The sequence below is a fragment of the Brevibacterium sp. VCM10 genome (assembly GCF_000583215.1).
In the GTDB taxonomy this organism is placed as follows: domain Bacteria; phylum Actinomycetota; class Actinomycetes; order Actinomycetales; family Brevibacteriaceae; genus Brevibacterium; species Brevibacterium linens.
The window spans coordinates 1-24,175 of sequence record NZ_JAJB01000015.1 but is presented as its reverse complement, the minus strand read 5'-3'; the positions used below and the strand labels follow the sequence as shown (position 1 = coordinate 24,175).

21 protein-coding genes are annotated in these 24,175 nt (G+C 67.0%); 19 read left to right on the top strand and 2 right to left on the bottom strand.

Features of this window, described 5'->3' with window-relative positions; all coding sequences use genetic code 11:
• Positions 1-44: 44 nt before the first annotated feature.
• Complete coding sequence (locus AD89_RS0103830) at positions 45-1,064, bottom strand: aminoglycoside phosphotransferase family protein (RefSeq protein WP_025777287.1); 1,020 nt, start codon at positions 1,062-1,064, stop codon at positions 45-47.
• A complete protein-coding gene (locus AD89_RS0103825; RefSeq protein WP_025777286.1) occupies positions 1,061-2,056 on the bottom strand; it encodes a hypothetical protein in 996 nt (331 codons plus the stop codon). The genes AD89_RS0103830 and AD89_RS0103825 overlap by 4 nt, the downstream gene beginning before the upstream one ends.
• A 180-nt stretch (positions 2,057-2,236) precedes the next feature.
• Between AD89_RS0103825 and rimP the strand changes: the two genes are divergently transcribed.
• The 19 genes from rimP (at position 2,237) to AD89_RS0103730 (ending at position 24,155) form a co-directional block, all read left to right on the top strand.
• Positions 2,237-2,701, top strand: a complete 465-nt coding sequence (rimP, locus tag AD89_RS0103820) for a ribosome maturation factor RimP (RefSeq protein ID WP_025777285.1) — start codon at positions 2,237-2,239, stop codon at positions 2,699-2,701.
• 137 nt (positions 2,702-2,838) lie between these two features.
• Positions 2,839-3,801: a transcription termination factor NusA gene (gene nusA / locus AD89_RS0103815; RefSeq protein ID WP_025777284.1), complete on the top strand. Its 963-nt coding sequence runs from the start codon at positions 2,839-2,841 to the stop codon at positions 3,799-3,801.
• Positions 3,802-3,810: 9 nt separating this feature from the next.
• The gene (locus AD89_RS0103810; protein WP_331279714.1) at positions 3,811-4,149 is read left to right on the top strand and encodes a YlxR family protein; all 339 of its coding nucleotides are present in this window, start codon (positions 3,811-3,813) and stop codon (positions 4,147-4,149) included.
• A 130-nt stretch (positions 4,150-4,279) separates the two neighbouring features.
• Entirely contained in the window at positions 4,280-7,195 is a 2,916-nt protein-coding gene (gene infB, locus AD89_RS0103805) for a translation initiation factor IF-2 (protein WP_025777282.1), read from the top strand.
• Positions 7,196-7,389: 194 nt separating this feature from the next.
• Positions 7,390-7,824 carry a 30S ribosome-binding factor RbfA gene (gene rbfA, locus AD89_RS0103800; RefSeq protein WP_025777281.1) on the top strand — a complete coding sequence of 145 codons (435 nt, stop codon included), beginning with the start codon at positions 7,390-7,392 and terminating at the stop codon, positions 7,822-7,824.
• A gap of 192 nt (positions 7,825-8,016) precedes the next feature.
• Positions 8,017-8,892, top strand: a complete 876-nt coding sequence (locus AD89_RS0103795; RefSeq protein WP_025777280.1) for a hypothetical protein — start codon at positions 8,017-8,019, stop codon at positions 8,890-8,892.
• 12 nt (positions 8,893-8,904) lie between these two features.
• Entirely contained in the window at positions 8,905-9,873 is a 969-nt protein-coding gene (gene truB / locus AD89_RS0103790; RefSeq protein ID WP_025777279.1) for a tRNA pseudouridine(55) synthase TruB, read from the top strand.
• 100 nt (positions 9,874-9,973) lie between these two features.
• The gene (locus AD89_RS19195; protein WP_025777278.1) at positions 9,974-10,594 is read left to right on the top strand and encodes a hypothetical protein; all 621 of its coding nucleotides are present in this window, start codon (positions 9,974-9,976) and stop codon (positions 10,592-10,594) included.
• Entirely contained in the window at positions 10,584-10,955 is a 372-nt protein-coding gene (locus AD89_RS0103780; protein WP_025777277.1) for a hypothetical protein, read from the top strand. Before AD89_RS19195 ends, AD89_RS0103780 begins: the two co-directional genes overlap by 11 nt.
• Before the next feature lie 101 nt (positions 10,956-11,056).
• Positions 11,057-11,995: a bifunctional riboflavin kinase/FAD synthetase gene (locus AD89_RS0103775; RefSeq protein ID WP_025777276.1), complete on the top strand. Its 939-nt coding sequence runs from the start codon at positions 11,057-11,059 to the stop codon at positions 11,993-11,995.
• 91 nt (positions 11,996-12,086) lie between these two features.
• Positions 12,087-12,356, top strand: coding sequence for a 30S ribosomal protein S15 (rpsO, locus tag AD89_RS0103770; protein WP_025777275.1), 270 nt, complete (start codon positions 12,087-12,089; stop codon positions 12,354-12,356).
• Between the two features lie 388 nt (positions 12,357-12,744).
• On the top strand, positions 12,745-14,967 hold the full coding sequence (locus AD89_RS0103765; protein WP_025777274.1) for a polyribonucleotide nucleotidyltransferase: 2,223 nt from the start codon (positions 12,745-12,747) through the stop codon (positions 14,965-14,967).
• Between the two features lie 62 nt (positions 14,968-15,029).
• Positions 15,030-16,343 carry a M16 family metallopeptidase gene (locus AD89_RS0103760; RefSeq protein ID WP_025777273.1) on the top strand — a complete coding sequence of 438 codons (1,314 nt, stop codon included), beginning with the start codon at positions 15,030-15,032 and terminating at the stop codon, positions 16,341-16,343.
• Positions 16,344-16,419: 76 nt separating this feature from the next.
• On the top strand, positions 16,420-17,025 hold the full coding sequence (locus AD89_RS0103755) for a TetR/AcrR family transcriptional regulator (protein WP_025777272.1): 606 nt from the start codon (positions 16,420-16,422) through the stop codon (positions 17,023-17,025).
• Positions 17,026-17,139: 114 nt separating this feature from the next.
• Positions 17,140-18,336, top strand: a complete 1,197-nt coding sequence (locus AD89_RS0103750) for a Glu/Leu/Phe/Val dehydrogenase dimerization domain-containing protein (protein ID WP_025777271.1) — start codon at positions 17,140-17,142, stop codon at positions 18,334-18,336.
• Positions 18,337-18,340: 4 nt separating this feature from the next.
• On the top strand, positions 18,341-20,443 hold the full coding sequence (locus AD89_RS0103745) for an acetate--CoA ligase family protein (RefSeq protein ID WP_025777270.1): 2,103 nt from the start codon (positions 18,341-18,343) through the stop codon (positions 20,441-20,443).
• Positions 20,444-20,445: 2 nt separating this feature from the next.
• Entirely contained in the window at positions 20,446-22,080 is a 1,635-nt protein-coding gene (locus AD89_RS0103740; protein ID WP_025777269.1) for a thiamine pyrophosphate-binding protein, read from the top strand.
• Between the two features lie 70 nt (positions 22,081-22,150).
• On the top strand, positions 22,151-23,317 hold the full coding sequence (locus AD89_RS0103735; protein WP_025777268.1) for an acyl-CoA dehydrogenase family protein: 1,167 nt from the start codon (positions 22,151-22,153) through the stop codon (positions 23,315-23,317).
• Positions 23,318-23,528: 211 nt separating this feature from the next.
• Positions 23,529-24,155 (top strand): superoxide dismutase, encoded by a 627-nt coding sequence (locus tag AD89_RS0103730; protein WP_025777267.1) that lies wholly within the window; start codon positions 23,529-23,531, stop codon positions 24,153-24,155.
• The last annotated feature ends 20 nt before the right edge of the window (positions 24,156-24,175 follow it).

Genomic DNA, 24,175 nt, shown 5'->3' with positions numbered 1-24,175 from the left:
ACCTCGCGCGAGGTTGCTGGGCCCCCGTCAGGTAGCAAGTGGGGTCAGCCGATGGGTTTGAGGGCGTGGGCGTTGACTCCGGCGACATCGGCGCCGGACAGGGCGCGGGCCACCCACAGGGAACGAGCAGCATCGGCCAGGCTCGAATTCGACCCACCGGAGGCTGCGCGCAGGTACCAGAACATGTTCGTGATCTCACGAGCCACGGTCGCGCCCATCCCGTACTGCGGATCGACCCCGGCACACAGCGCCAGGTCCGTGGCGAAGCCGCGCAGCCACGCCGCCTGCGCCTGCGGATGGTCCGAGGGGATCTCGGCCAGACGGTTCCACAGGATCGGGGCCAAGGTGTACGCGGTCGGACCGGCCAAGGGCTGCGGATCGATGGCCTTCCATGTCGAGACGCCCGTCGGGTCGGGGTTGCCGGCGAGGATGTTGTAGTAGTGCAGATCGGCATGGATGAGCCAGTTCTCATCCGACGAGGCCAGGGTCTGCATCCAGTTGCGGGCGAACGACAACAGCAGGGAATCGTGCGGACCCGCCTCCGACCACCCGGTCAGCAGCGCAGCATCGGCATCGAACGAGTTCAGCCACCCGGCCACGACATCCTGGACGCGCAGGAACTCCGAGGTCGCCGGAATCTCCAGGGACCGCTGCAGGGCACCCCAGATCGGTGGCACATCGCCCAGAGGCAGCACGGAGAGATTGTCCTTCGTGCGCAGCCGCTCCTGCAGAGTGACCCGGAAGCTGCGATCATCCCGAATGACCCGCACGGCCCCGTGCCCGTTCCACATCTTCAGCGCCCGCAGCACCTGCGCATGCGCTGCCGTATGCGCCGAGGTGGGAGCCGCGAACCGCAGCACCCCCTGATAGTTCTCCTGCGTGAGCACCGGAATCACCAAGGACTCGCAGCCGGCCCATGGGGCCCCGGGCACATCGTCGAAGCGCAGCTTCCACCGGTCGAGGAGCTCATTGGCCATATAGTCGAGTGCTGCAACCCACGAATCGGTGCGGTATTCGCCGATGATCTCGCGCGTCGCACGGTAGAGAACCGGTGGAACCTTCACTTCTGCACCTCCGCCTGCCCGGGTTCGTCATAGGTGAATCGCAGCGGCTGCGGGTCGGCGAAGTCCGATCGGGTCCGGGCCGATTCCCACAGCCGCAGAATCGCCGAGGCGTCCGCCTTTAACCAGGGCAGAAGTGCCGACGCGATGCCGTCCTCGAGGGAGAGCGCGAGGTCCTTCGCGGAGTCCGCGTCCGTCGGGGTGGGGTCGAGCTTCCACGCCGAGGCGGCCGGATCGGCCGTGTGCTCACCGAGGCGTTCGAGCATCTCCCCGGACAGAGCACCCAGGGATTCGAGCCGAGCCAGCGCAGCCGTGCGTTCGCGTGACTTCGAGCCGAAGTTCACGGCGAGCCGCTCATAGCCGTACGCGGCCGCTCGCGACTGGTTGAGGATCGCGTTGTACATGTCTGCCTGCCCCGCGGTCTCCTCGCTTCCGGAGTCGTTCGACCCGGCATCCGCGTCGGCCTTGCCGGTGGCGCTGGGCGACGCCGTCGACTCAGCGCCGCGGTCCGAGCCGTCGAGCTCCTCACGCCCGGCACGGATGAGTTCGGCGGCGGTGGTGATGATCTCCGGCTTCTTCGCCCCGGCCACCAGGGCCAGCCCTGTGGCCACATCGGCCAGGACGGGAATGAGACCCGATCCCAGGGACGCCGAGGCCTCGAAGACGGCGCGGGAGGCCACCTCGGCGGCTTCGACGAAGGTCCGTTCATCCTCGGTCGGGGGTGCCTCGGTGGCGAACTCTGTCGGCGGATTCCACACCGGTCCGACCGCCGCAGCGAAAGCAGCGAGGTCCTCACCAGCGGTTTCGGGATCCCCTGTGCCGGGGGAGGCGAAGTCGAGGATGCGGGCGAGACGATTGCGCAGCTGCTGGGTCGCATCCAGCGTGGGGATCTCCGGATCCTGATCGAGTCGCAGACCGCAGGCGGTGAGCAGACCCACGCTCAGCCCGCCGACGCCGGCAGTCAACAGGCCGCGGCGACTGACGGGAAAACGCATACGGCAATCCTATCGGATGCCCGGTCAGCGCCGAGGTACGCCCGAACCGGGTCGAATGCTTAACCTCGACGGCGCCTGTCGCTTAGGGTGGGTGAGAACACGGCGGTCGCACACGGGCACGGTGCGCCTGCCCCCTCGCCCCGCCTCGGCGACGGGGACGCACAAGGATATGGAGGAGACATGGACGAAGACGTCGAGCGGATCAAGGGCCTGCTCGCCCTGCCCCTGCAGGAGGCGGGATTCCACCTCGAGACCGTCAAAGCGGTCGCGGCCGGTCCGCGGCGCACGCTCACCGTCGTCGTCGACCTCGACGAATCGAGCACCGACCCGATGTCGATGGAGAAGATCGCCGAATCGACGAAGATCGTCGGCGACGCCCTCGACGAGGTCGAGATCTTCCGGGACAAGCCCTACCAGCTCGAGGTCACGAGCCCCGGCGCCACCCGAAAGCTCGAGACCCCACGCCACTTCCGACGCGTCATCGGCCGGCGCCTGGAGATCACGACGAAGAAGGACACCTTCAAGCTCGACCTCGCCGAGGTGGGGGAGAGTTCGATCACGGGCACGGACCCCCAGCGCAAGGAATCGAAGACGGTCGACCTCGGTGAGATCCGCAAGGCTCAGGTGGAACTGAAGTTCCGCTGAGGCGAACCTCACGCTCGGACGGCAGCGAGATCGCCCCAGCACGGACAGAGTGCGGGCGCGGACTGGGATAGACTGTTACGCCTGCATAAGTGAACACAGACAATTCAATGCTCGGTTGAGCGAGAGAGGATTTAGACATGGACATCGACCTCAATGTTCTGCGCGTGATCGAACGAGAGCGTGAGATTCCACTGGAAACCCTCATCGAACTCATCGAACAGGCGCTCTACCTCGCCTACCAGAAGACCGAAGGAGCCTGGCCCGACGCCCGCGCCGAACTCGACAAGTCCACCGGCGAGGTGCGCATCCTGGCCGTGGAGTTCGACAACGACGACAACCCGATCGGCGAATTCGACGACACCCCCACCGGCTTCGGCCGCATTGCCGCCCAGACCGCCCGACAGGTCATCCACCAGCGGCTGCGCGATGTCGAGGACGAGACCCTGCTCGGCACGTTCAAGGGACGCGAGGGCGAGATCGTCTCGGGCATCATCCAGCAGGGCCGGGACCCGCAGATGATTCAGGTCGACATCGGCGACGTCGAGGCGGTGCTGCCGCCGCACGAACAGGTCCCCGGCGAGACCTACGCCCACGGCACCAGACTGCGCGTCTACATCGCCGATGTGCACAAGGGCACGAAGGGCACCTCGGTCACCGTCTCCCGCACCCATCCGAACCTCGTGCGCCGACTCTTCGCCCATGAGGCCCCGGAGATCGCCGACGGCACCGTCGAGATCGTGTCCCTGGCCCGTGAGGCCGGCCACCGGACGAAACTCGCCGTGCGCGCCACGAAGCCGGGAGTCAACGCGAAGGGATCGTGCATCGGCGAGCTCGGCTCACGTGTGCGGGCGGTGATGAACGAACTCGGCCAGGAGAAGATCGACATCGTCGACTACTCCGACGACCCGGCGAAGTTCATCGCCCACGCCCTGTCCCCGGCCAAGGCCAAGAGCGTCGAGATCCTCGACGCCGCCGCGCAGGAATCCCGTGCCGTCGTCCCCATCGACCAGCTGTCCCTGGCCATCGGCAAGGAAGGGCAGAACGCCCGCCTGGCGGCCAAGCTCACCGGGTGGAAGATCGACATCGTCGCAGGCGAGTAGCCTGTCGCAGTGATTCGCACCACTGGCCCCCTTGGCGCGAGCGGGGGTGCCGGTGCTGTAGAATCATTCATTGTGAATGTTGGTGATGGACCCGTAAGGACGTGCATCGCCTGTAGGCAGAGGGCCGGTCGGGACGAGCTGACACGCTTCGTGTTCCGCCCCGACCAGCATCCCGCCGTCGTCCACGACGTGTCAGCGACACTGCCGGGACGTGGTGCGTGGGTGCATCCCGATGAGAAGTGCCTGAACAGGGCCCTGACCACTGCCGCCTTCGCTCGATCCTTTCGAACGAAGATCACCGCCTCGGACCTCCCGAGGCCGGATACCGAACCCAACGAGAACGGGTAGCCGAATGGATGACAAGTTGTGAGTGTCGCACGATGACACCCAGACGGAATTCGAGAGAGCAGTGAAATGAGTACTGCTCTTCATTGATGAGGTTCTTTCCTGACCGGGAAAGAACCCGGACAGGAGAACTGTGGCAAAGCCCCGTGTCCATGAGCTCGCGAAAGAGCTCGGCACAACAAGTAAGAACGTCCTCGAAAAGCTCCAGGACATGGGCGAATTCGTTCGCTCCGCCTCTTCGACGCTCGAAGCGCCCGTCGTGCGCCGCGTGAAGGAGGCATTCGCCGATTCCGCTTCCGCCGACGGTGGGAAGTCGACCGGCGCGAAGAAGGCCGCCAAGCCGGCCGCGAAGCCCGGAGCCCCGAAGCCCGGTGCGAAGCCCGCACCCAAGCCCGCCGCGAAGTCGGCTGCGAAACCGGGTGCTGCCAAGCCCGGTGCTGCCAAGCCCGCCGGAGCGGCGAAGTCGGCCCCCGCCGAGGATGCCGCCCCCGCGGCGAAGTCCGCACCGAAGCCCGGCGCCAAGCCGGCCGCACCGAAGGCCGATCCGACCGAGGCTCCCGCAGCCAAGCCGGCTGCCTCCTCGGCGCCGAAGCCCGGTGCCCCGAAGCCGTCTGCCGCGCCCAAGCCCGGCGCCCCGAAGCCCGGAGCACCCAAGCCGGGTGCGGCAAAGCCCGGCGGTCGCGGTGCCGGACGTCCCGGAAACAACCCCTTCGCCTCCTCGCAGGGAATGCCGAAGCCCGGCCGCGGACCCAAGCCCGGCGGTCGCTCCGGCGGTCAGGGTGGCCAGGGCGGTCAGGGAGGCCAGGGCGGACGCCCCGGCAACAACCCGTTCGCGCCCTCGCAGGGAATGCCGAAGCCCGGTCAGAAGCAGCGCTCCGGCAGTGACGAGACCTCCGGCTCGCGTCCGGCACCTCGCCCGGGCGCACCTCGCCCGAACCCGTCGATGCTGAAGAACTCGGCACTGAACAAGCCCGCTCCCGGCCGCGGTCGCGGCGGCGGACGCGGAAATGCCCCCGGCGGTGCACCCGGTGCACCGGGCGGCGGTCCCGGCGGACCGCGTCGCGGACCCGGCGGCGGTCCCGGTGGTCGCGGTTCAGGTCGCGGTCGCGGAAGCACACAGGGTGCATTCGGCCGCGGCGGCGGTCCCCGTCAGAAGGGACGCAAGTCGAAGCGGGCGAAGCGCGCAGAGCTCGAGCAGATGCAGGCTCCGTCGGTCGGCGGCGTCACCGTTCCGCGCGGAGACGGCAACACTCCGCTGCGTCTGCGTCGCGGCTCCTCGCTGGCTGACTTCGCCGAGAAGATCAACACCGATCCGACGAACCTCGTGACCGTGCTCTTCCACCTCGGTGAGATGGCCACGATCACCCAGTCCCTCGACGAGGCGACCTTCGAGGTCCTCGGCGAAGAGCTCGGCTACAAGATCGAGATCGTCTCGCCCGAAGACGAAGACCGTGAGCTGCTGGAGACCTTCGACATCGACCTCGATGCCGAAGCCGCAGAAGAAGACGATGAAGACCTGCAGGCGCGTCCGCCGGTCATCACCGTCATGGGTCACGTCGACCACGGTAAGACCAAGCTGCTCGATGCGATCCGCTCGGCCAATGTCGCTTCCCGCGAGGCCGGCGGAATCACCCAGCACATCGGTGCCTACCAGGTCGAGGTCGACCACGAGGGCCAGGAGCGCAAGCTCACCTTCCTCGACACCCCCGGTCACGAGGCGTTCACCGCCATGCGTGCCCGTGGTGCGAAGTCGACGGACCTCGCGATCCTCGTGGTCGCCGCCGACGACGGCGTGATGCCGCAGACGATCGAAGCTCTCAACCACGCTCAGGCGGCCGATGTGCCGATCGTCGTGGCCGTGAACAAGGTCGACAAGGACGGCGCCAACCCCGCCAAGGTGATGCAGCAGCTGACCGAGTACAACCTCGTGGCCGAAGAATACGGCGGCGAGACCATGTTCGTGCCGATCTCCGCGCTCAAGCGCGAGGGCATCGACCAGCTGCTCGAGTCCGTGCTGCTGACGACCGATGCTGCGCTGGACCTGCGGGCGAACCCCGACAAGTCCGCTCGCGGCATCGCGATCGAAGCCAAGCTGGACAAGGGCCGCGGTGCGGTCGCCACCGTCCTCGTCGAGTCCGGCACGCTGCGTCAGGGTGACGCCATCGTCTGCGGCACCGCCTACGGACGTGTGCGTGCGATGTTCGATGAGAACGGCAACGTCGTCGAGGAGGCCGGACCCTCCCGCCCCGTGCAGGTGCTCGGTCTGTCGTCCGTCCCGCGTGCCGGTGATTCGTTCATCTCCACCGATGACGATCGCACGGCCCGTCAGATCGCTGAGAAGCGTGACGCCATCGAGCGCAACGCCGCTCAGGCTCGCGGTCGCAAGCGCATCAGCCTCGAAGACTTCACGAAGGCTCTGGCCGAGGGCAAAGTCGACATGCTCAACCTCATCCTCAAGGGTGACGTCTCCGGTGCCGTCGAAGCACTCGAGGATTCGCTGCTCAAGATCGATGTGGGCGACGACGTCGACCTGCGGATCATCCACCGCGGCGTCGGTGCGATCACGGAGAACGACATCAACCTGGCCACGGTCGACAACGCGATCGTCCTCGGCTTCAACGTCCGTCCGGAAGCGAAGGCTCGCGACCTGGCCGACCGCGAAGGCGTCGACGTCCGCTACTACTCGGTCATCTACCAGGCGATCGACGACATCGAGTCCTCGCTCAAGGGCATGCTCAAGCCCGAGTACGAAGAGGTCCAGATCGGTACCGCGGAGATCCGCGAGGTCTTCCGCTCGTCGAAGTTCGGCAACATCGCCGGTTCGATCGTCCGCGACGGCCTCATCAAGCGGAACTCGACCGCTCGCGTCACCCGCGACGGAATCGTCATCGGCGACAACGTCCACATCGAATCGCTGCGCCGGTTCAAGGACGATGCGACCGAGGTCCGCGAGGGCTACGAGTGCGGTATCGGACTCGGCAAGTTCAACGACCTGCGCGTCGGCGACATCATCGAGACCTTCGAGATGCAGGAGAAGCCGCGCGACTGATCGGTCGCACCGCGAGTCGCATCCGCCTGATCGGAGCGCAGCAGCAGCGCACCCGAGGAGACGGATGGGACTGACACCATGAGTCGACGGCTCCGGTCGGCCCCCGGACGGGGGACCGGCCGGAGCCGGTTCGATTCCACCGCTAATATAGGGCCGGAAGAGTTGTTCCGGCCCCGAACAGAAGGACACGCACCATGGCAGACTCGACACGGGCCCGCAAGATCGCCGACCAGATCAAGGTCATCGTCGCCAGCACCATCGAGCGCAAGCTCAAGGACCCCCGCCTCGGCTTCGTCACCGTCACTGATGTGCGCGTGACCGGCGATCTGCAGCACGCCACCATCTTCTACACCGTCTACGGCGACGACCAGGACCTCGTCGGCACCGGTCACGCCCTCGAATCGGCCAAGGGCTTCATCCGCTCCGAGGTCGGCAAGGGACTGACGATCCGTCTGACTCCGAGCCTCGAATTCATCGCCGATGCCGTCCCCGAGGCGGCCGCCCGTCTCGACGGTCTGCTCGCTCAGGCCGCCGCCGACGATGCCCGCGTGGCCGGGCTGGCCAAGAACGCGCAGCATGCAGGTGAATCCGACCCGTACAAGAAGACCGACGACGCCGACGAAGACTGATGGCCGCATCCGGCCGGCCCGATCATCGCTCCTGGTCATCGGCGGAGAACGGCAGTACGGCGGCTGAGAGGCGGATTTGAGCTTCGTCACGTCGCGAAAAAAAGTTCTCGTAACAGTTTTGTTATCTTTCCGAGATGTCGTAGACTTCTTGCGGTAACGAAATGATTACGACTCTGTTAAGGGATTTCTGCATTGGGTAAGCACTCCTCACCGAAGCCGTCGTTCGCGAAGCAGCTGGTCCGGGACCTCGCTCCCGGCAAGCGCCCCGCCGGTCGTCGCGCAGCGAATGCGCCGTCCTCGGCGACTTCCGTGCTGGCGACTGTCAAGCAGCGTCCCGTCGTCGCCGCGATCGCCGTCCCGGCAGCCGCGACCGCCGCCGTCGTCGGTTCGACCGTTGTCATGGGACCGCCGGAGTCCGGCAATGTCACCACCGAGGCCGCGTCGACGACCCCCGAGGAGTCGACCACTGCCTCGACCCCGAGCCAGAAGGAACTCGACGCCGAACGCAAGAAGGCCGGCGAAGAGTACCTGGAGAAGGTCAAGGACGACCCGAAGTACAAGAACAAGACGTCGAAGACCGACCTTGAGGTCAAGGCTCCGCCGAAGCCCGAGCCGACCGCCGAATCCACGGCCGCTGAGAAGAAGAGCGACGATTCGTCCTCCGATGAGAAGTCGGGCGATGAGAAGTCCTCCGGCGGCGGCACCTCCTCGGACACCTCGGCTCCGGCCTGCAGCGTGTCGTCGTCGATCGAGTCTGGTTTGCTGCCGAACGCCGTCAACGGCTACCGTGCCGTCTGCGCGAAGTTCCCCGAGGTCAAGACCTTCGGCGGACGTCGACCCGGCACCGGTTCGGACCACAACACCGGAGAAGCCGTCGACATCATGATCACCGGCTCCACCGGCGACCGCATCGCCGACTACCTCATCCAGAACCAGGGCGCCCTCAACGTCAAATACGTCATCTGGGAGCAGCGCATCTGGATGCCCGGACGGGGCTGGAAGGGCATGGAGGACCGCGGAGGCGCGACCGCCAACCACTTCGACCACGTGCACGTGTCCTTCAACTGATCGCCGAACCCAGTGAGCGATTCTTCCCCACAGGGCGTCCTCGTCTGCGACAAGCCGCAGGGACTGAGCTCCCACGGTGTGGTCTCCCGCATCCGCCGCTGGTTCGGGACGAAGAAGGTCGGCCACGCCGGCACTCTCGACCCGATGGCCACGGGCGTGCTCGTCCTCGGCCTCGGCCGCGGCACCAAGCTGCTCACCTATATCACCGGGGTCTCGAAGACCTATTTCGCCACCATCCGTCTGGGGTCGTCGACCCCGACCGATGATGCCGATTCCGAGCCCGATCGCTTCGCGGACCCAGCCGACCTCGCCCGTGTCGACACCGCGGCCATCGAGGCCGCCGTGGCCGAGCTGCGCGGCCCCATCGATCAGGTCCCCAGCGCCGTCTCGGCGATCAAGGTCGACGGCAAGCGCTCCTATGCCCGGGTCCGCGCCGGCGAGGACGTCGCACTCAAGGCCCGTCGCGTCGAGGTCTCGGAGTTCCAGATCATCGACATCCGCTTCGCCGCCGAGGAGGGGCACATCGACGTCGACGTCGAAGTCGACTGCTCGTCCGGGACGTATGTGCGCGCACTGGCCCGCGATATCGGCACCGACCTCGGGATCTTCGGCCACCTCACCGCGCTCAGGCGGACGCGCGTCGGTGATTTCCACATCGACCAGGCCGCGACCCTGCCCGCGGACCTCGACGTTCCCGCCCCCACCCTCATCTCCCTCGCCGAGGCGGCCCGCACCCTGCTGCCGGTCGTCACCGTCGACGCCGGTCAGGCCAGGGCGCTCATGCAGGGGAAGACTGTTCCTGCCGGCGACTGGCATGCCGACCCCGCCCCCGACGCTGTTGGCCGGGCCGCCGCCGACACCGGCGGCTCAGAGAATCGCGAAGTGGCCGTCGTCTGCGACGATGCGCTCGTCTCCGTGGCCGAAGTTCGTCGCAGCGGCGGGCTGAAGTCACTGACCGCCTTCGCCATCGACCTCGCCTGAACGGGACCCGGCCACCTCACTGACACAACGAAAAATGTTGTACTAGATAAATACAATCAAAATGCTTGTATCTCTCGGTGCCATCTGATCTACTTGTCCTATGTTCGTCTTGACCATCGACCAGCAGGATTCGCGCTCACACGCCGACGCCGTGCCCCGAATCCTCGAGGCGCTGGCGCCGATCGAGACGATCGTCCCCTTCGCCCGCACCATCGGTGACGAGGTTCAGGGGGTCCTCGACGACCCTGATGCCGTCGCCGAGGCGGTCCGCCGCATCGGCGTCGACGCCGGCTGGCATATCGGGATCGGAATCGGCGAGGTCGAACGGCCCCTGCCCGAGACCACCACGGAGGGCAGGGGAGCGGCCTTCTACGCCGCGCGCCAGGCTGTCGAAGCGGCGAAGTCCGCACCTGCAAACCTCGTCGTCGGTGCCGACGCGGACAGTGACCATCGCGGCCTGGCTGAGGCGGCCCTGCGGCTGCTCATCAGTACGCTGAGCGAGCTGCGCAGCCACGCCCGCGGCTACGTCGGCTTCCGCCTCGACCACCCCGAGGCGACTCAGGCTGAGATCGCCGCAGAGTTCGACGTCTCCCAGCAGGCCGTCTCCCGGGTGCTGTCGGCCGGTCCCGCCGACATCGTCGCCGGCGCCGAGCACCTGGCTCGGCACCACCTCGCCCGCCTCCAACGAGCCCTGTCGGAAGGAGCCGCACATGTGGACTGAGGTGCTCGTCGCCATCGCCGCCGCCCTCGTCGCGGCACTCATCGGCTGGCCGCTCGTGCCGCTCCTCCTTCGCCTGACCCATGCGGGCCCGGGAACCAGGCCCGCACACACCGGGGCCGAGGACGTCGAAGTCCTACGCGGCGGACTGTGGATCGGCATCGTCGAACGCGCACTCATCGCCGGAGCCATCGTGCTCGGACGACCCGAGCTCATGGCCGTGGTCATCGCGGTCAAAGGACTCGGTCGCTTCGCGGAGATCAAATCCTCGGCGGCCGCGGGGGAGCGGTTCATCATCGGCACCTTCGTCTCCATCGCCCTGGCCTCCCTCCTCGGCGTCATCGGCTGGGCGATCGTGGCCTGACCGGGGTCTCCCGGGTCTTCCCCGCCTCGGCGAGGTCCGGGTTAGGAGGCGGAAGATGTCTGCGATAATCTGAATCGGTGCACGGAAGGAGCGAATGTCTGGTGGAGCTGTATCACGGACTCGGTGAGGTCGAGGTCGACGCTGTCGGCACCGTCGTCACCCTCGGCAACTTCGACGGCGTGCACCGCGGACACCAGACGGTTCTTGCCACCGTCGCCGCCCGGGCCAGGCAGGAGGGCCTGCGCTCGATCGCGATGACCTTCGACCCGCACCCGCGCACGGTCCACCGCCCCGACGACCCGACCGTGATGATCACCTCGACCCGGCAGCGCGCCGAGCTCATCGCCGCCACCGGAATCGACGGCCTGCTCATCCAGCCCTACGACCTCGACTTCGCCGCCCAGTCGGCCGAGGAGTTCGTGCGCAGATATTTCGTCGAAGCCCTGCACGCGAAGATCGTCGTCGTCGGCGACGACGTCCGCTTCGGGCGTGACAACGAAGGCACGATCGAGACCCTGCGCAGCCTCGGCGAGAAATTCGGCTTCCGGACCGAGACGATCGACGAGGTCGGGCGCGGGGGCCGGTATTCGTCCTCGCGGATCCGGGAACAGCTCACCGCCGGTGATGTCGCCGAGGTGGCCGATCAGCTCGGTCGCTACCACGCACTTCACGGCACCGTCGTCCACGGCGATGCCCGCGGACGCGACCTCGGATTCCCGACGGCGAACCTCTCGGCGAATCCCGACGGGCTCGTCCCCGCCGACGGCGTCTATGCCGGATGGGCGACGTTCAACGGTGAGGACCAGGCGTACCCGGCGGCGATCTCCGTGGGCACGAACCCGACCTTCCAGGGGCAGGTCCGACGGGTCGAGGCGTACGTGCTCGACAAGGAATTCGGCGAATTCGACGTCTACGACCGTGAGATGACTCTCGAATTCGTCTCCCGCATCCGCGGGCAGGTCGCGTTCACCGGGATGGACGACCTCATCGTGCAGATGCATGAGGACATCGCCGATGTGCGCGAAGTCCTGCACACCTGATAAGCTGATCTCTGCCGTTTTCACCGGCCGCGGTCCCATAGTGCAGAGACTTCAGGTCCCTGCGCCGCGCAACGACACGAAGGAGAACTCCATGGCTCTCGATACCGCTGTGAAGCAAGAGATCATCAAGGAATATGCAACTCATGAGGGCGACACCGGTTCTCCCGAGGTCCAGGTTGCCCTGCTGACCCGCCGGATCATCGACCTGACCGAGCACTTCAAGGATCACAAGCACGACCACCACTCGCGTCGTGGCCTGCTGCTGCTCGTCGGCCAGCGTCGCCGCATGCTCAAGTACCTGCAGAACGTCGACATCGAGCGTTACCGTTCGCTCATCAAGCGCCTCGGCCTGCGCCGCTGATTCGACTCTGCTGATCAGCACCGTCTGATCGGACCGTCTCGAACTGTTCGGAAGCGTCCCACCACTCGGTGGGGCGCTTTCGTGCTTCTGCGGTAGACTCATGAGTGGACGCACATGCCATGGACGTTTCGGTCTTCGGTAGTGGCCTCCGGAGGAACGCGCGCTGACACAGGCTTGCAGATGCAGGTGGCTGCCGGCACCGGTTCCGTGGGCCCCGATCGATGACCGGCGTGGATCCATGCATCGTCCACTGCCAATATCCCGCCGGAAGGGCGCGGGGCTTCGCACTGTGCAATGCAGAGCGCTGCCTCTTCGCGCCGAGGGGCCTCCCTCGAGCGCTGCAGGTCTTGCGATGACCGCCGCGCACCGGCACAAACTAGGAGACTACGTGGGACTCAACCCTGAATCCGCCGTTGCCCATATCGACAACGGCAGCTTCGGCAAACACACCATTCGCTTCGAAACCGGTCGGCTGGCCCAGCAGGCCGCCGGCTCCGCCGTCGCCTACCTCGACGACGACACCATGCTGTTCTCGGCCACCTCGGCAGGAAAGAACCCCCGTGAGGGCTTCGACTTCTTCCCCCTGACCGTCGACGTCGAAGAGCGCATGTACGCCGCCGGCCGCATCCCCGGCTCGTTCTTCCGCCGCGAGGGACGCCCCTCGACCGACGCGATCCTCACCTGCCGCCTCATCGACCGCCCGCTGCGCCCGTCCTTCGTCAAGGGCCTGCGCAACGAGGTCCAGGTCGTCGTCACCGTGATGTCGGTCAACCCCGACCACATCTACGACGCCCTGGCCATCAACGCCGCCTCGATGTCGACCCAGCTGTCCGGTCTGCCGTTCTCCGGCCCCATCGGCGGTGTGCGCATCGCGCTCATCGACGGCCAGTGGGTCGCGTTCCCGAACCATTCGCAGCTTCAGGACGCCGTGTTCAACATGGTCGTCGCCGGTCGCGTGGTCGGCGACGACGTCGCCATCATGATGGTCGAGGCCGAAGCCACCGACAACGCCATCGACAAGATCAAGACCGGCGCGCAGGCCCCCACCGAGGAGGTTGTGTCCGAAGGTCTCGAAGCCGCGAAGCCGTTCATCGCCGAGCTCTGCCGCGCGCAGTCCGAACTCGCCGATCGTGCCGCGAAGCCGACCGTCGAATTCCCCGTCTTCCGCGACTACGAGGACGACGTCTACGAGGCCGTGAAGGAACTCGCCGAGGCGAAGCAGACCGAGAACTTCACCATCGCCGACAAGCAGGAGCGCGAAGCCGCCGGCGCCGCACTCCTCGACGAGCTCTTCGAGAAGCTCGGTGAGCGCTTCGAAGGCCGTGAGAAGGAGATCGCGAACGCGCTCAACGCGCTGACCAAGCAGGTCGTGCGCAAGCGCATCCTCACCGAGCAGGTCCGCATCGACGGTCGTGGGCTCAAGGACATCCGTCCGCTCACCGCCGAGACCAACGTCGTCCCGCGCGTGCACGGTTCGGCCATCTTCGAACGCGGCGAGACCCAGATCCTGGGTATCACCACGCTCAACATGCTCAAGCTCGAGCAGACGATCGATTCGCTCTCACCCGAGACCTCGAAGCGCTACATGCACCACTACAACTTCCCGCCCTATTCGGTCGGTGAGACCGGTCGTGTGGGCAGCCCGAAGCGTCGCGAGATCGGCCACGGAGCGCTGGCCGAGCGCGCCCTCGTGCCCGTTCTGCCTAAGCGCGAGGACTTCCCGTACGCGATCCGCGAGGTCTCCGAGGCCCTCGGTTCGAACGGTTCGACCTCGATGGGTTCGGTCTGCGCCTCGACGCTGGCCATGCTCTCGGCCGGTGTGCCGCTGCAGGCGCCCGTCGCCGGCATCGCCATGGGACTCGTCTCCGATGTCATCTCCACCGACCAGGGCGAGCAGACCGCGTACGCGGCTCTGACCGACATCCTCGGTGCCGAAGATGCCTTCGGCGATATGGACTTCAAGGTCGCCGGTACGCGTGACTTCATCACCGCGATCCAGCTCGACACCAAGCTCGACGGCCTTCCCGCCTCGGTGCTCGGTGCCGCACTCAAGCAGGCCCGCGAAGCACGCATGGTCATCCTCGACGTCATCGCTGAAGCCATCGACGCCCCGGCCGAGATGGCACCGACGGCACCGCGGATCATCTCCGTGAACATCCCCGTCGACAAGATCGGTGAGGTCATCGGGCCCAAGGGCAAGATGATCAACCAGATCCAGGAGGACACCGGCGCGGACATCAGCATCGAAGATGACGGAACCGTCCTCATCGGTGCCACCGACGGACCGGCCGCCGAGGCCGCCCGGTCGATGATCAACGCGATCGCAAACCCGCAGGTTCCCGAGGTCGGCGAACGCTACCTGGGCACCGTGGTCAAGACGATGAGCTTCGGCGCATTCGTCTCACTGACCCCGGGCAAGGACGGCCTGCTGCACATCTCCGAGCTGCGTAAGCTCAACGACGGCAAGCGCGTCGAGGATGTCGAGGACGTCGTCGGCGTGGGCCAGAAGGTCCAGGTCGAGATCACGAAGATCGATGACCGCGGCAAGCTCTCGCTGGCTCCGGTCACCGACGAAGACGAGAAGTCGGACGAAGAGGGATCAGACAACTGATACTGGATAGTTCGCACACCGGGGAGGGCAGCCGAATCGATCGGTCTGTCCTCCCCGGTGGTTTGACGCTGACCACCGAACACATGCCGGGCCTGGCCTCGGAGACGATCGGGATCTGGGTCGCAGCCGGGTCCCGCGACGAATCCGCCGAGACCGCCGGATCGACGCATTTCCTCGAGCACATGCTGTTCAAGGGCACCGGGTCGAGGGATGCGAAGTCCATCGCCGCGGCCTTCGACCGCACCGGCGGGGATTCGAATGCGATCACCGCCAAGGAGCTCACCTGCTACTACTCCCGGTGCCTGGTGACAGACCTGCCGAACATCACCGGGCTGCTCGTCGACATGGTCTCGAACTCCCAGCTCGATACCGAAGAGTTCGAACGCGAGCGCGGAGTCATCATCGAAGAGCTCGCCATGTCCGCCGATGATCCCGGAGACGTCCTCTTCGACGACTTCGATTCCCTGGTCTTCGGTTCGCACTCGCTGGCCCGGCCCGTGGGTGCGACGAAGGATCAGATCCGCGTGCTCGGCCACCACACGGTCATCGACCACTATCAGTCGACGTACATTCCGCCTCGCCTGGTCATCGCCGCCGCGGGCGGTGCTACCCATGAAGAGGTCCTCGCGATGGTTGAGGATGCCCTCGCCGAGGCGGGGCTCGGATCTCGTGCCGATGTCTGGTCGGGTGCGGGGAACGGTAGTCACGGTGGGGACTCGGTGGACACCGGCGACGCGGACGGCGGGGCCGCCTCGGTGGCGAAAGGCTCGCACCTCGGTGGGGCGGCCCGGGTGCGTCCTGAGTTCCACTCTGGGAAGTCGCATACGGTCAAGGACATCGAACAGCTGGGCATCATGCTCGGCTGCGAAGGTCTGGAAGAAGGCCATGACGACCGGTTCATCTACTCGGTCATGCTCACGATGCTCGGCGGCGGGATGTCGTCGCGGCTGTTCCAGAGCGTGCGCGAGGAGCGCGGACTGGCCTATGCCGTGAACTGTGTGGCCAGTCAGTTCACGGATACCGGCACCTTCGGCATCTACGCCGGCTGTACGGCCGAGAACACTCAGGCCGTCGTCGACCTGGCCATGAGCGAATGGGACCGGTTGGCGCAGGAGACGCCGAGCCAGTTCGAGCTCGACGAGATCGTGTCCCAGCTCTCAGGCTCGATGGTGCTCGGTCTCGAGTCCTCTGCGGCGCGGATGAACCGTCTCGCGCGGTCGGAGATCTTCGGGCTGCCGCTCGAATCGCCGATGGACCTCATCGAACGTGTCCGCTCGGTCACGGCCGAGGACGTCAGCGAGATGGCCGGGCGGCTGCTGTCGCGGCCCAAGGCTCTGGCCCTGGTCGGACCGGCCGCCGAGGTCGAAATGCCCTGAGCGCGTCGCCGCGTCCAGAGCTTCGGCTCTCGGACGCGGGACGCCCGTCAGCAGGAACGTAGAGGGGACAGGCGAGATGGCGAGGAAGAACGCAGCGGTCCGTCGGGAGGAGATTCTGGCGGCCACGGTCGAGGAGATCGAGGCGACGGGTCTGCGCGGGCTGCGCGTCTCCGACGTCGCTGCCCGTCTGGGTTTGAGCGCCAGCCTCGTCATCTACCACTTCGAGACGAAGGAAGCCCTCGTGGCCGAGGCCTTCGACTTCGCCGGGCGCCAGGACATCGACCACGCCAGGGAACTGGCAGCTGGGGCTGCCTTGGCGAGGGGGAGTGCTTCGGCTCTCCAACGATTGCGGGACGTCGTCGGCTGGTACCTGCCCCGCGGATCCTCGCGCAGCTGGAAGATCTGGATCGACGGCTGGTCGGCCGGACTCGTCGACGACGCTCTGCGGTCGACATTCGCCGCTCTCGACCAGGAGTGGAAGTCGATCCTCGTGGGCCTCATGGACGAGGCCATCGCGGCAGGCGAATGCTCGGCCCCGGACGGCGGCACCGAGGCGTGTGCGACCCGGGTACTGGCCTTCCTCGACGGTCTGGCGATCCAGGTGATGATCAATTCGCAGGCCGTCGACACTGAGGCGCTGAGCGCCTGGGTCGACGACTTCCTCCACCGCGAACTCGGGTGACCGCGCCCCTTGACGTGGTGGGCATCGCGCCGTCAGACTTGAGTCGTACACGTTACTGAATAGCGATTCAGTAAGGCTTGGACGTCATCTGCTCCCGACTCTCCTGGAGGCCCCATGTTCATGGACATCACCTGGCAGGACTCTGTCACCGGCGCGGCAGGCTATGTCGTCATCGACACCCTCGTGCGCGGCACCGCGTCGGGCGGACTGCGCATGCGCAAGGGCTGCTCGCTCGACGAAGTGCGCGGACTCGCCCAGGGGATGACCCGCAAGGAAGCCATCCACCTCCGCGAGGGCCGACACTATGTGCCCGTCGGCGGTGCCAAGGGCGGCATCGACTTCGACCCCCGCGCACCCGGAGCCAAGGACGTCCTCGAACGCTTCCTCGTCGACATCAATCCGATCATGCGCGCCTACTGGGCTCTCGGCGAAGACCTCGGTGTCCGCCAGGACGACATCGACGAGATCCTCGACCGCAGCGCACTCGGCTCAGGACTGTCCGCCGTCGACAAGCTCGTCGACGATCCGGCCGCCGTCGAAGCCCGCGCGGACAAGGCGTTCTCCACCATCGTCGACGGCCTCGCCCAGGACGAACTCGTCGGCGGTCTCGGCGTGGCCACCTCGGTGCTCGCCGCCCTGCGCGACGCCGGCCGCGACCCCGGCGAATCCACAGCCGTCATCCAGGGATTCGGCTCCATGGGCGGAGCCACCGCCCGCTACCTCGCCGAGGCGGGATTGCGCATCGTCGGCATCGCCGATGCCGACGGACTCGTCACCAACCCCGCGGGACTCGACGTCGAAGCGCTGCTGACCACCCGCGACCAGTTCGGCGGCATCGATCGCGCAGCACTGCGCCCCGAGGACCGCGTCGGCGATCGTGACGACTGGCTCGCCGCCGACGCCGACGTCCTGATCCCTGCTGCCGTGAGCTACTCGATCACGCCGGACAACTGCGACCGCATCACCGCCTCACTCATCGTCGAGGCCGCGAACATGCCCGTCCTGCCCGCAGCCGAAGAGACGCTGCTGGCCCGCGGCGTCACCGTCATCCCGGACTTCCTCGCGAACTCGGCGACGAACGCCTGGTGGTGGTGGGTGACCTTCGGCGACGTCGACGGCAGTTGGGACGACAGTCGCGCCATCGTCACCACCACCCTGTACGACCTCACCGCCGAAGTCCTCATCGCCGCCCGCGACCAGGGCATCAGCCCCCGGGCGGCAGCCCAGGCGAAGGTCGATGCGAACCTCGCCGCGCTCCACGCGGCCTCTGCCGAAAACACCGCCGCCCCCGCCTCAGCGCTGGAAAGCTAGCGACATGGACGCTTTCTTCGATCCCGGCAGCGTCGCCGTCCTCGGGGCCTCGAACGATTCCAGCAAATGGGGTTTCTGGCTCGCCGCCGGAGCCCTGCGCGGATCCGAGCGCCGCCGCGTCTACCTCATCAACGCCACAGCCGCCTCGATCCAGGGTCGGCCGACATTCGCCCGCCTCAGCGACCTGCCGGAGACCCCGGAGCTGCTCGTCATCTCCGTGCCCGGCCCGACCGTCGCGGGAGTCGTCGCCGAAGCACTCGAGAACGGAGTGCGCGCCTTCCTCATCATCTCCGCCCGCGTCCCCGACGCCGACGCATTGGCTGCCACGATCCGTCAAGCCGGCGGTCGCCTCATCGGCCCGAACTCCTTGGGTCTCGTCGACTCACACTCTGATCTGCTCCTGGCCTGGGGCAATTTCACCCCCGGAAGTCTCGCCGTGGTCACCCAGAGCGGACAGCTCGGCACGGAGATCGCCACCCTCGCGGCCCGCAGCGGACTCGGCATCTCCCGGTTCGCGTCGATCGGCGGCCAATCCGACGTCCGCGCCGCCGAGGTGCTCACCACCCTCGTCGACGACCCCGCCACCGCTCAGGTCGCGCTCTACCTCGAATCCTTCACCGGCGGTGCCGCCCTCGTCTCCGCCCTCAAGGCCCTGCGCGCCGCCGGGAAGCCGACGATGATCCTGACCACCGGAGCCTCCAGTGCAGGAGCGCGACTGGCACGATCCCACACCGGGTCGATGACCACGGCCATGGACACCATCGACGCCGCCTGCCGGGCCGCCGGCTCCATTCGCCTGACCACCCCCGGCCAGCTCGTCGAGCTCGCCGGATTCTTCGCCTCGGCCTGGCTGCCGAACGGCCGGCGCATCGGTGTGCTCTCCGACTCCGGCGGGCAGGGAGCGATCGCCGCCGACACGGCCGAGAGCTGGGGACTCGATGTCACCGAACTGACACCGGCCATGCGAGACCGTGCCGCCGGGATACTCACCGACGCCGACCACATCGACAACCCCATCGACCTCGACGGTGCGGGGGAGAAGAACCTCGACGTCTACGCGGACCTCGCCGAGGTGCTGCTGACCGACGCGGACATCGACGCCGTCGTCCTGTCCGGATACTTCGGCTGCTACGGCGAGGACGTCCCCGACCTCATCGACCGGGAACTGGCCGTCGTCGATCGGTTGGGTGGCCTCGTCGCCGAGGCGAAGAAACCCGTCATCGTCCACTCGATGAGCGCATCCTCGCCGGCCGTCACCCGTCTTTGGGAGCTCGGCGTCCCCGTCTGCACCTCCATCGAAGCGGCCATGCGCGTGCTCGCCCGTGCCGGCTTCTACGCCGCCCATGCGGGCCGGCTCACCGAATCACTCGAACTCACCGGCCCCGTCACCCCGTGGGGCACCGGATATGCGGCCGCTCGTGCAGTGATCGCGGGCGCTGGGATTCCCGTTCCTGCCGCTGTCACCGTGGGTAGCGTGGGCCCGGGGGAGACCCGCGCACCCGCCGAGGCGGTCCCGGACTCCGGACTCAATCCGCCGTTCGCGCTCAAGGCCGGATGGCCTGCCCACAAGACCGAGGTCGGGGGCATCGCACTGGGGCTGAACGACCTGCCCGCAGTCGAAACGGCGTATGCGGACATGGTGGGCCGCCTCGGCGAGGGTGAGTACATCCTCGAGGAGATGGACACACGTGACCATGTCGTCGAGATCCTCGTCGGGGGTCGGCAGGACGAGAACTTCGGGCCGCTCGTCATCGTCGCCGCCGGCGGGACGGAGACCGAACTCTTCGCCGATACGTGGCTCGAACTCGCCCCCGTCACCCATGCCGAAGCCGGTGACATGATCGCGCGGCTGAGCTGCTCGCGGCTGCTCACCGGATGGCGGGGCAGGCCCGCCGCAGACATCGACGCCCTGGCCGAGGTCATCGTCGCGGTGTCCCGACTGGTGGCCGGGAACAACGCCATCGCCGAAATCGAGATCAACCCGGTGCGAGTCGCCCCGGACGGCTGCCTGGCTGTCGACGCACTCGTCGTGACAACGGACAACCCGCCAGCGGAGAACGTGTCAGCAGGGAATGTGTCAGCAGAGAACCCGAACAGCGAGGACTGAGAATGGACCAGACGACCACCACCGGCGGGGCGCATCTGGCGCGCGCACTCCAGGCCGAAGGGATCACCCGTGTCTTCGGGATCCCCGGCACCCACAACCTCGAGATCTTCGCGCAGTTGAGTGCCGCCGGAATCGCCATCGTCTCACCCCGCCACGAACAGGGCGCGGGCTACATGGCCGACGGCGCCGCCCGCGTCACCGGTGAGGTGCAGGTCGTCGTCACGACCACCGGACCGGCCGCGCTCAACGCACTCACCGCCCTGCTGCAGTCCTTCACCGACTCCGTACCCGTCCTCCTCATCACGCCGGGCATGCCGCTGACCCACCCCGGCCGCGGCAACGGGCTCCTCCACGAAGTCCGCGATCAGTCTGCTGCCCTGTCAGCCGTCCTCACCGAGGTCATGCGGGTCACGAGTCCCGGCGAGGTGTCGCTGGCGGTGGGGCAGACACTGTCGGCGATGCGTTCGGGGCGGACCCGTCCGGCCGCAATCGAGATCCCGCTCGATCTCATCGAAGACGCCGGCCCCGGAACACTCCACCTGTCCGTGACCCGGGCACTGCCGGCCCTCGTGCCCTCAGCGATCGATGCCGCCGCCGAGGCGATCGCCGGTTCGACGCGACCGCTCATCATCGCCGGCGCCGGAGCTCACGGAGCAGGAGAGGAGGTCGCAGCGCTGGCGGAGACGCTCGGAGCGGGAATCGTCCTGTCGTCGAATGCGAAGGGACTCGTCGATGACCGCGCCGAGACCACCATCGGCGCCATCGGGGTCCTCGAACTGCTCCCAGAGCTCACGGGCGATGCCGATGCGGTCATCGCGATCGGCACCGAACTGGCACCCAGCGACTTCTGGCCGGAACCGCTGCCGCTGCCCGACACCGTCGTGCGCATCGACATCGACGAGGTGCAGATGCTCACGAACGCTGACGTCAGCCATCCGATCCTCGCCGCCGCGAAGGACGCGACAGCCGCCCTGAACGAGCGGATGTCCATGCTGCGCACGGAGTCCGCGACCATCGCCGCACGGGACTGGACGGGCGGCTGGAAGGCAAGGGCCGCCTCGGCGATGGAATCCGACGGCCGCCCCTGGGCCGATCTCTCGACGGCACTCACCGCGTTCGCGGAGACCGACGACTCTCCGCTCATCCTCGCGGCGGACTCGACGATGGCCTGCTACTACGGGGTGCAGACCGGATGGAAGGCCCGCCCCGGTGACCGGTTCCTCTACCCTGCAGGGGCGGGCACGCTCGGCTTCGGTCTGCCCGCCGGAATCGGTGCGAAACTCGCGGCTCCGCAGGCCAGAGTGGTCGCGGTCGAAGGCGACGGGGGAGCGATGTTCACGATCGCCGAACTCGCCGCAGCCGTCCAGGCAGGCGTGCGGATGAGCCTCATCATCGTCGACAACGGCGGGTACGGGGAGATCCGCAACGAGATGGACGACCGCGGGGACACCCCGTCCGGGGTGAGGCTGACCGGACCGGACTTCCCGGCGCTGGCGCAGGCGATGGGGGCACGCGGGGTCCATGTCGACGGGGCAGATGCGCTGCTGGCCGCTCTCACCGTGGCGGAGGCAGCGGATGGTCCGACACTCATCCACATCACCGAGGATTCCCGGGCCGGAGCGGACATGCTCGACTGATTGGGGACGAGGGACGTCGGTCGGGCGCAATGGGGCGCCCGACCTCCACCGACATTGCGAAGGAGAACCGATGAACTACACACCGTGGCCGCTGACCGATGAACAGCACGACATACTCGACCTCGTGCGCGGATTCGCTCACGACACGATCCGACCGGCCGGTCGCCGCGTCGACGAGGCCGACACCGAATCGCCGGTCGACATCTTCACCGCCGCCGCGAAGCTCGGGATCACCGACTTCATGATCCCCGAGGAATTCGGCGGCGGCGGATTCACCGATGTCTTCACCCAATGCCTCGTCCAGGAGCAGCTGTGCTTCGGGGATCCGGGCATCGGGAACTTCGTGTGCTCGAACGGCTTCTTCGCCGACCCGATCCTCGCATTGGGCACGCCGGAGCAGAAGGAGGAGTGGCTGCGACCTCTCACGGGTCCGGAGCCGACGATCACGGCGCTGGCGACGACGGAACCCGGCTCCGGATCGGACTCGGCGTCGATCATCACCCGGGCGGATGCCGTCGACGGCGGGTACGTGCTCAACGGGCAGAAGGCCTGGATCTCGAACGCGGGGCTCGCCGACTTCTACGTCGTCTTCGCCAAAACCGACACCTCGCAGCGTTCGCGTGGGATCAGCGCATTCCTGCTGCCCCGGGAGACCGAGGGGATGGAGTTCGGGGCGCCGATGAAGAAGATGGGACAGCGGGCCATCGTGTGTCGGGAGATCTTCCTCTCCGACGCCTTCGTGCCCACTTCGGGCCGCCTCGGCGAGGAAGGGCAGGGCTTCTACGGACTCATGCGCACCTTCGACATCTCACGGGTGGTGCTCGGGGCTGCGGCGCTCGGCACGGCACGGGCGGCCTTCGAATATGCGCGTGACTATGCGCGGGAGCGCACACAGTTCGGGACGAGGATCATCGATCATCAGGCCGTGGCGTTCCGGCTGGCGGATATGTCCTCGCGGATCGACGCCGCGTGGCTGCAGGTGCTCAACGCGGCGCGGATGCTCGACGCCGGTGACGCCGTGGGCCGGGAGAAGACGACGGCCGCGGCGGCCATGGCGAAGCTGAACGCCTCGGAGACGGCGATGTTCTGCACCTGGGCGGCCGTGCAGACCCTCGGCGGATGGGGGTATTCGCGAGAGCACCCGGTCGAGCAGTGGATGCGCGATGCTAAGCTCGAGGAGATCGAGGAGGGCACCTCGGACATCATGCGGCTGCTCATCTCACGCAACCTCGGGTGAAACCGTCACCGGCACGCAGGTGACGGTGGCAGGCTGACGTCGGGGCCGCCTCGGTGAGGGAGTCAGCCTTTCCGGACGGGTGTCGAGGTGTCACCTCGCGTCATATGGAATAGGTTGCCGAATCCCCTTGTTGTCCGAGATGAGACCCTGGGATAGGGTCGAAATGAAGCCACCGATGTGGTGGTCATCAAATCTGATCAGGAGGAATCTCATGGCTGAGCAGTACACACTTCCGGAACTGCCCTACGACTACTCCGCTCTTGAGCCGCACATCTCGGCTCGCATCATGGAGCTGCACCACGACAAGCACCACGCCACCTACGTCAAGGGTGCCAACACCGCCGCTGAGCAGCTGGCCGAAGCCCGCGAGTCCGGCAATCTCGCGAATGTGCCGAAGCTGACCCGCGACCTGGCGTTCAACCTGGGCGGTCACGTCAACCACTCGATCTTCTGGAACAACATGTCCCCGGACGGTGGAGACAAGCCGGTCGGTGAACTCGCCGCAGCCATCGACGACCAGTTCGGTTCGTTCGACAAGTTCCGTGAGCACTTCACCACCGCGGCCACCACGATCCAGGGCTCCGGCTGGGCCGTCCTCGTCTACGACCAGCTCGGCGGGAACCTCTTCATCGAGCAGCTCAAGGACCAGCAGTCCGACATCCAGCTCGGCGGCACCCCGGTTCTGCAGCTGGACATGTGGGAGCACGCCTTCTACCTCGATTACCAGAACGTCAAGCCCGACTACGTCAAGGCTTGGTGGAACATCGTGAACTGGGCAGACGCCGGCGCACGCTTCGACCGCGCAGTCGCACAGACCAAGGGCCTCCTCCTCGGCTGACACTAATTGCTACCTGACGG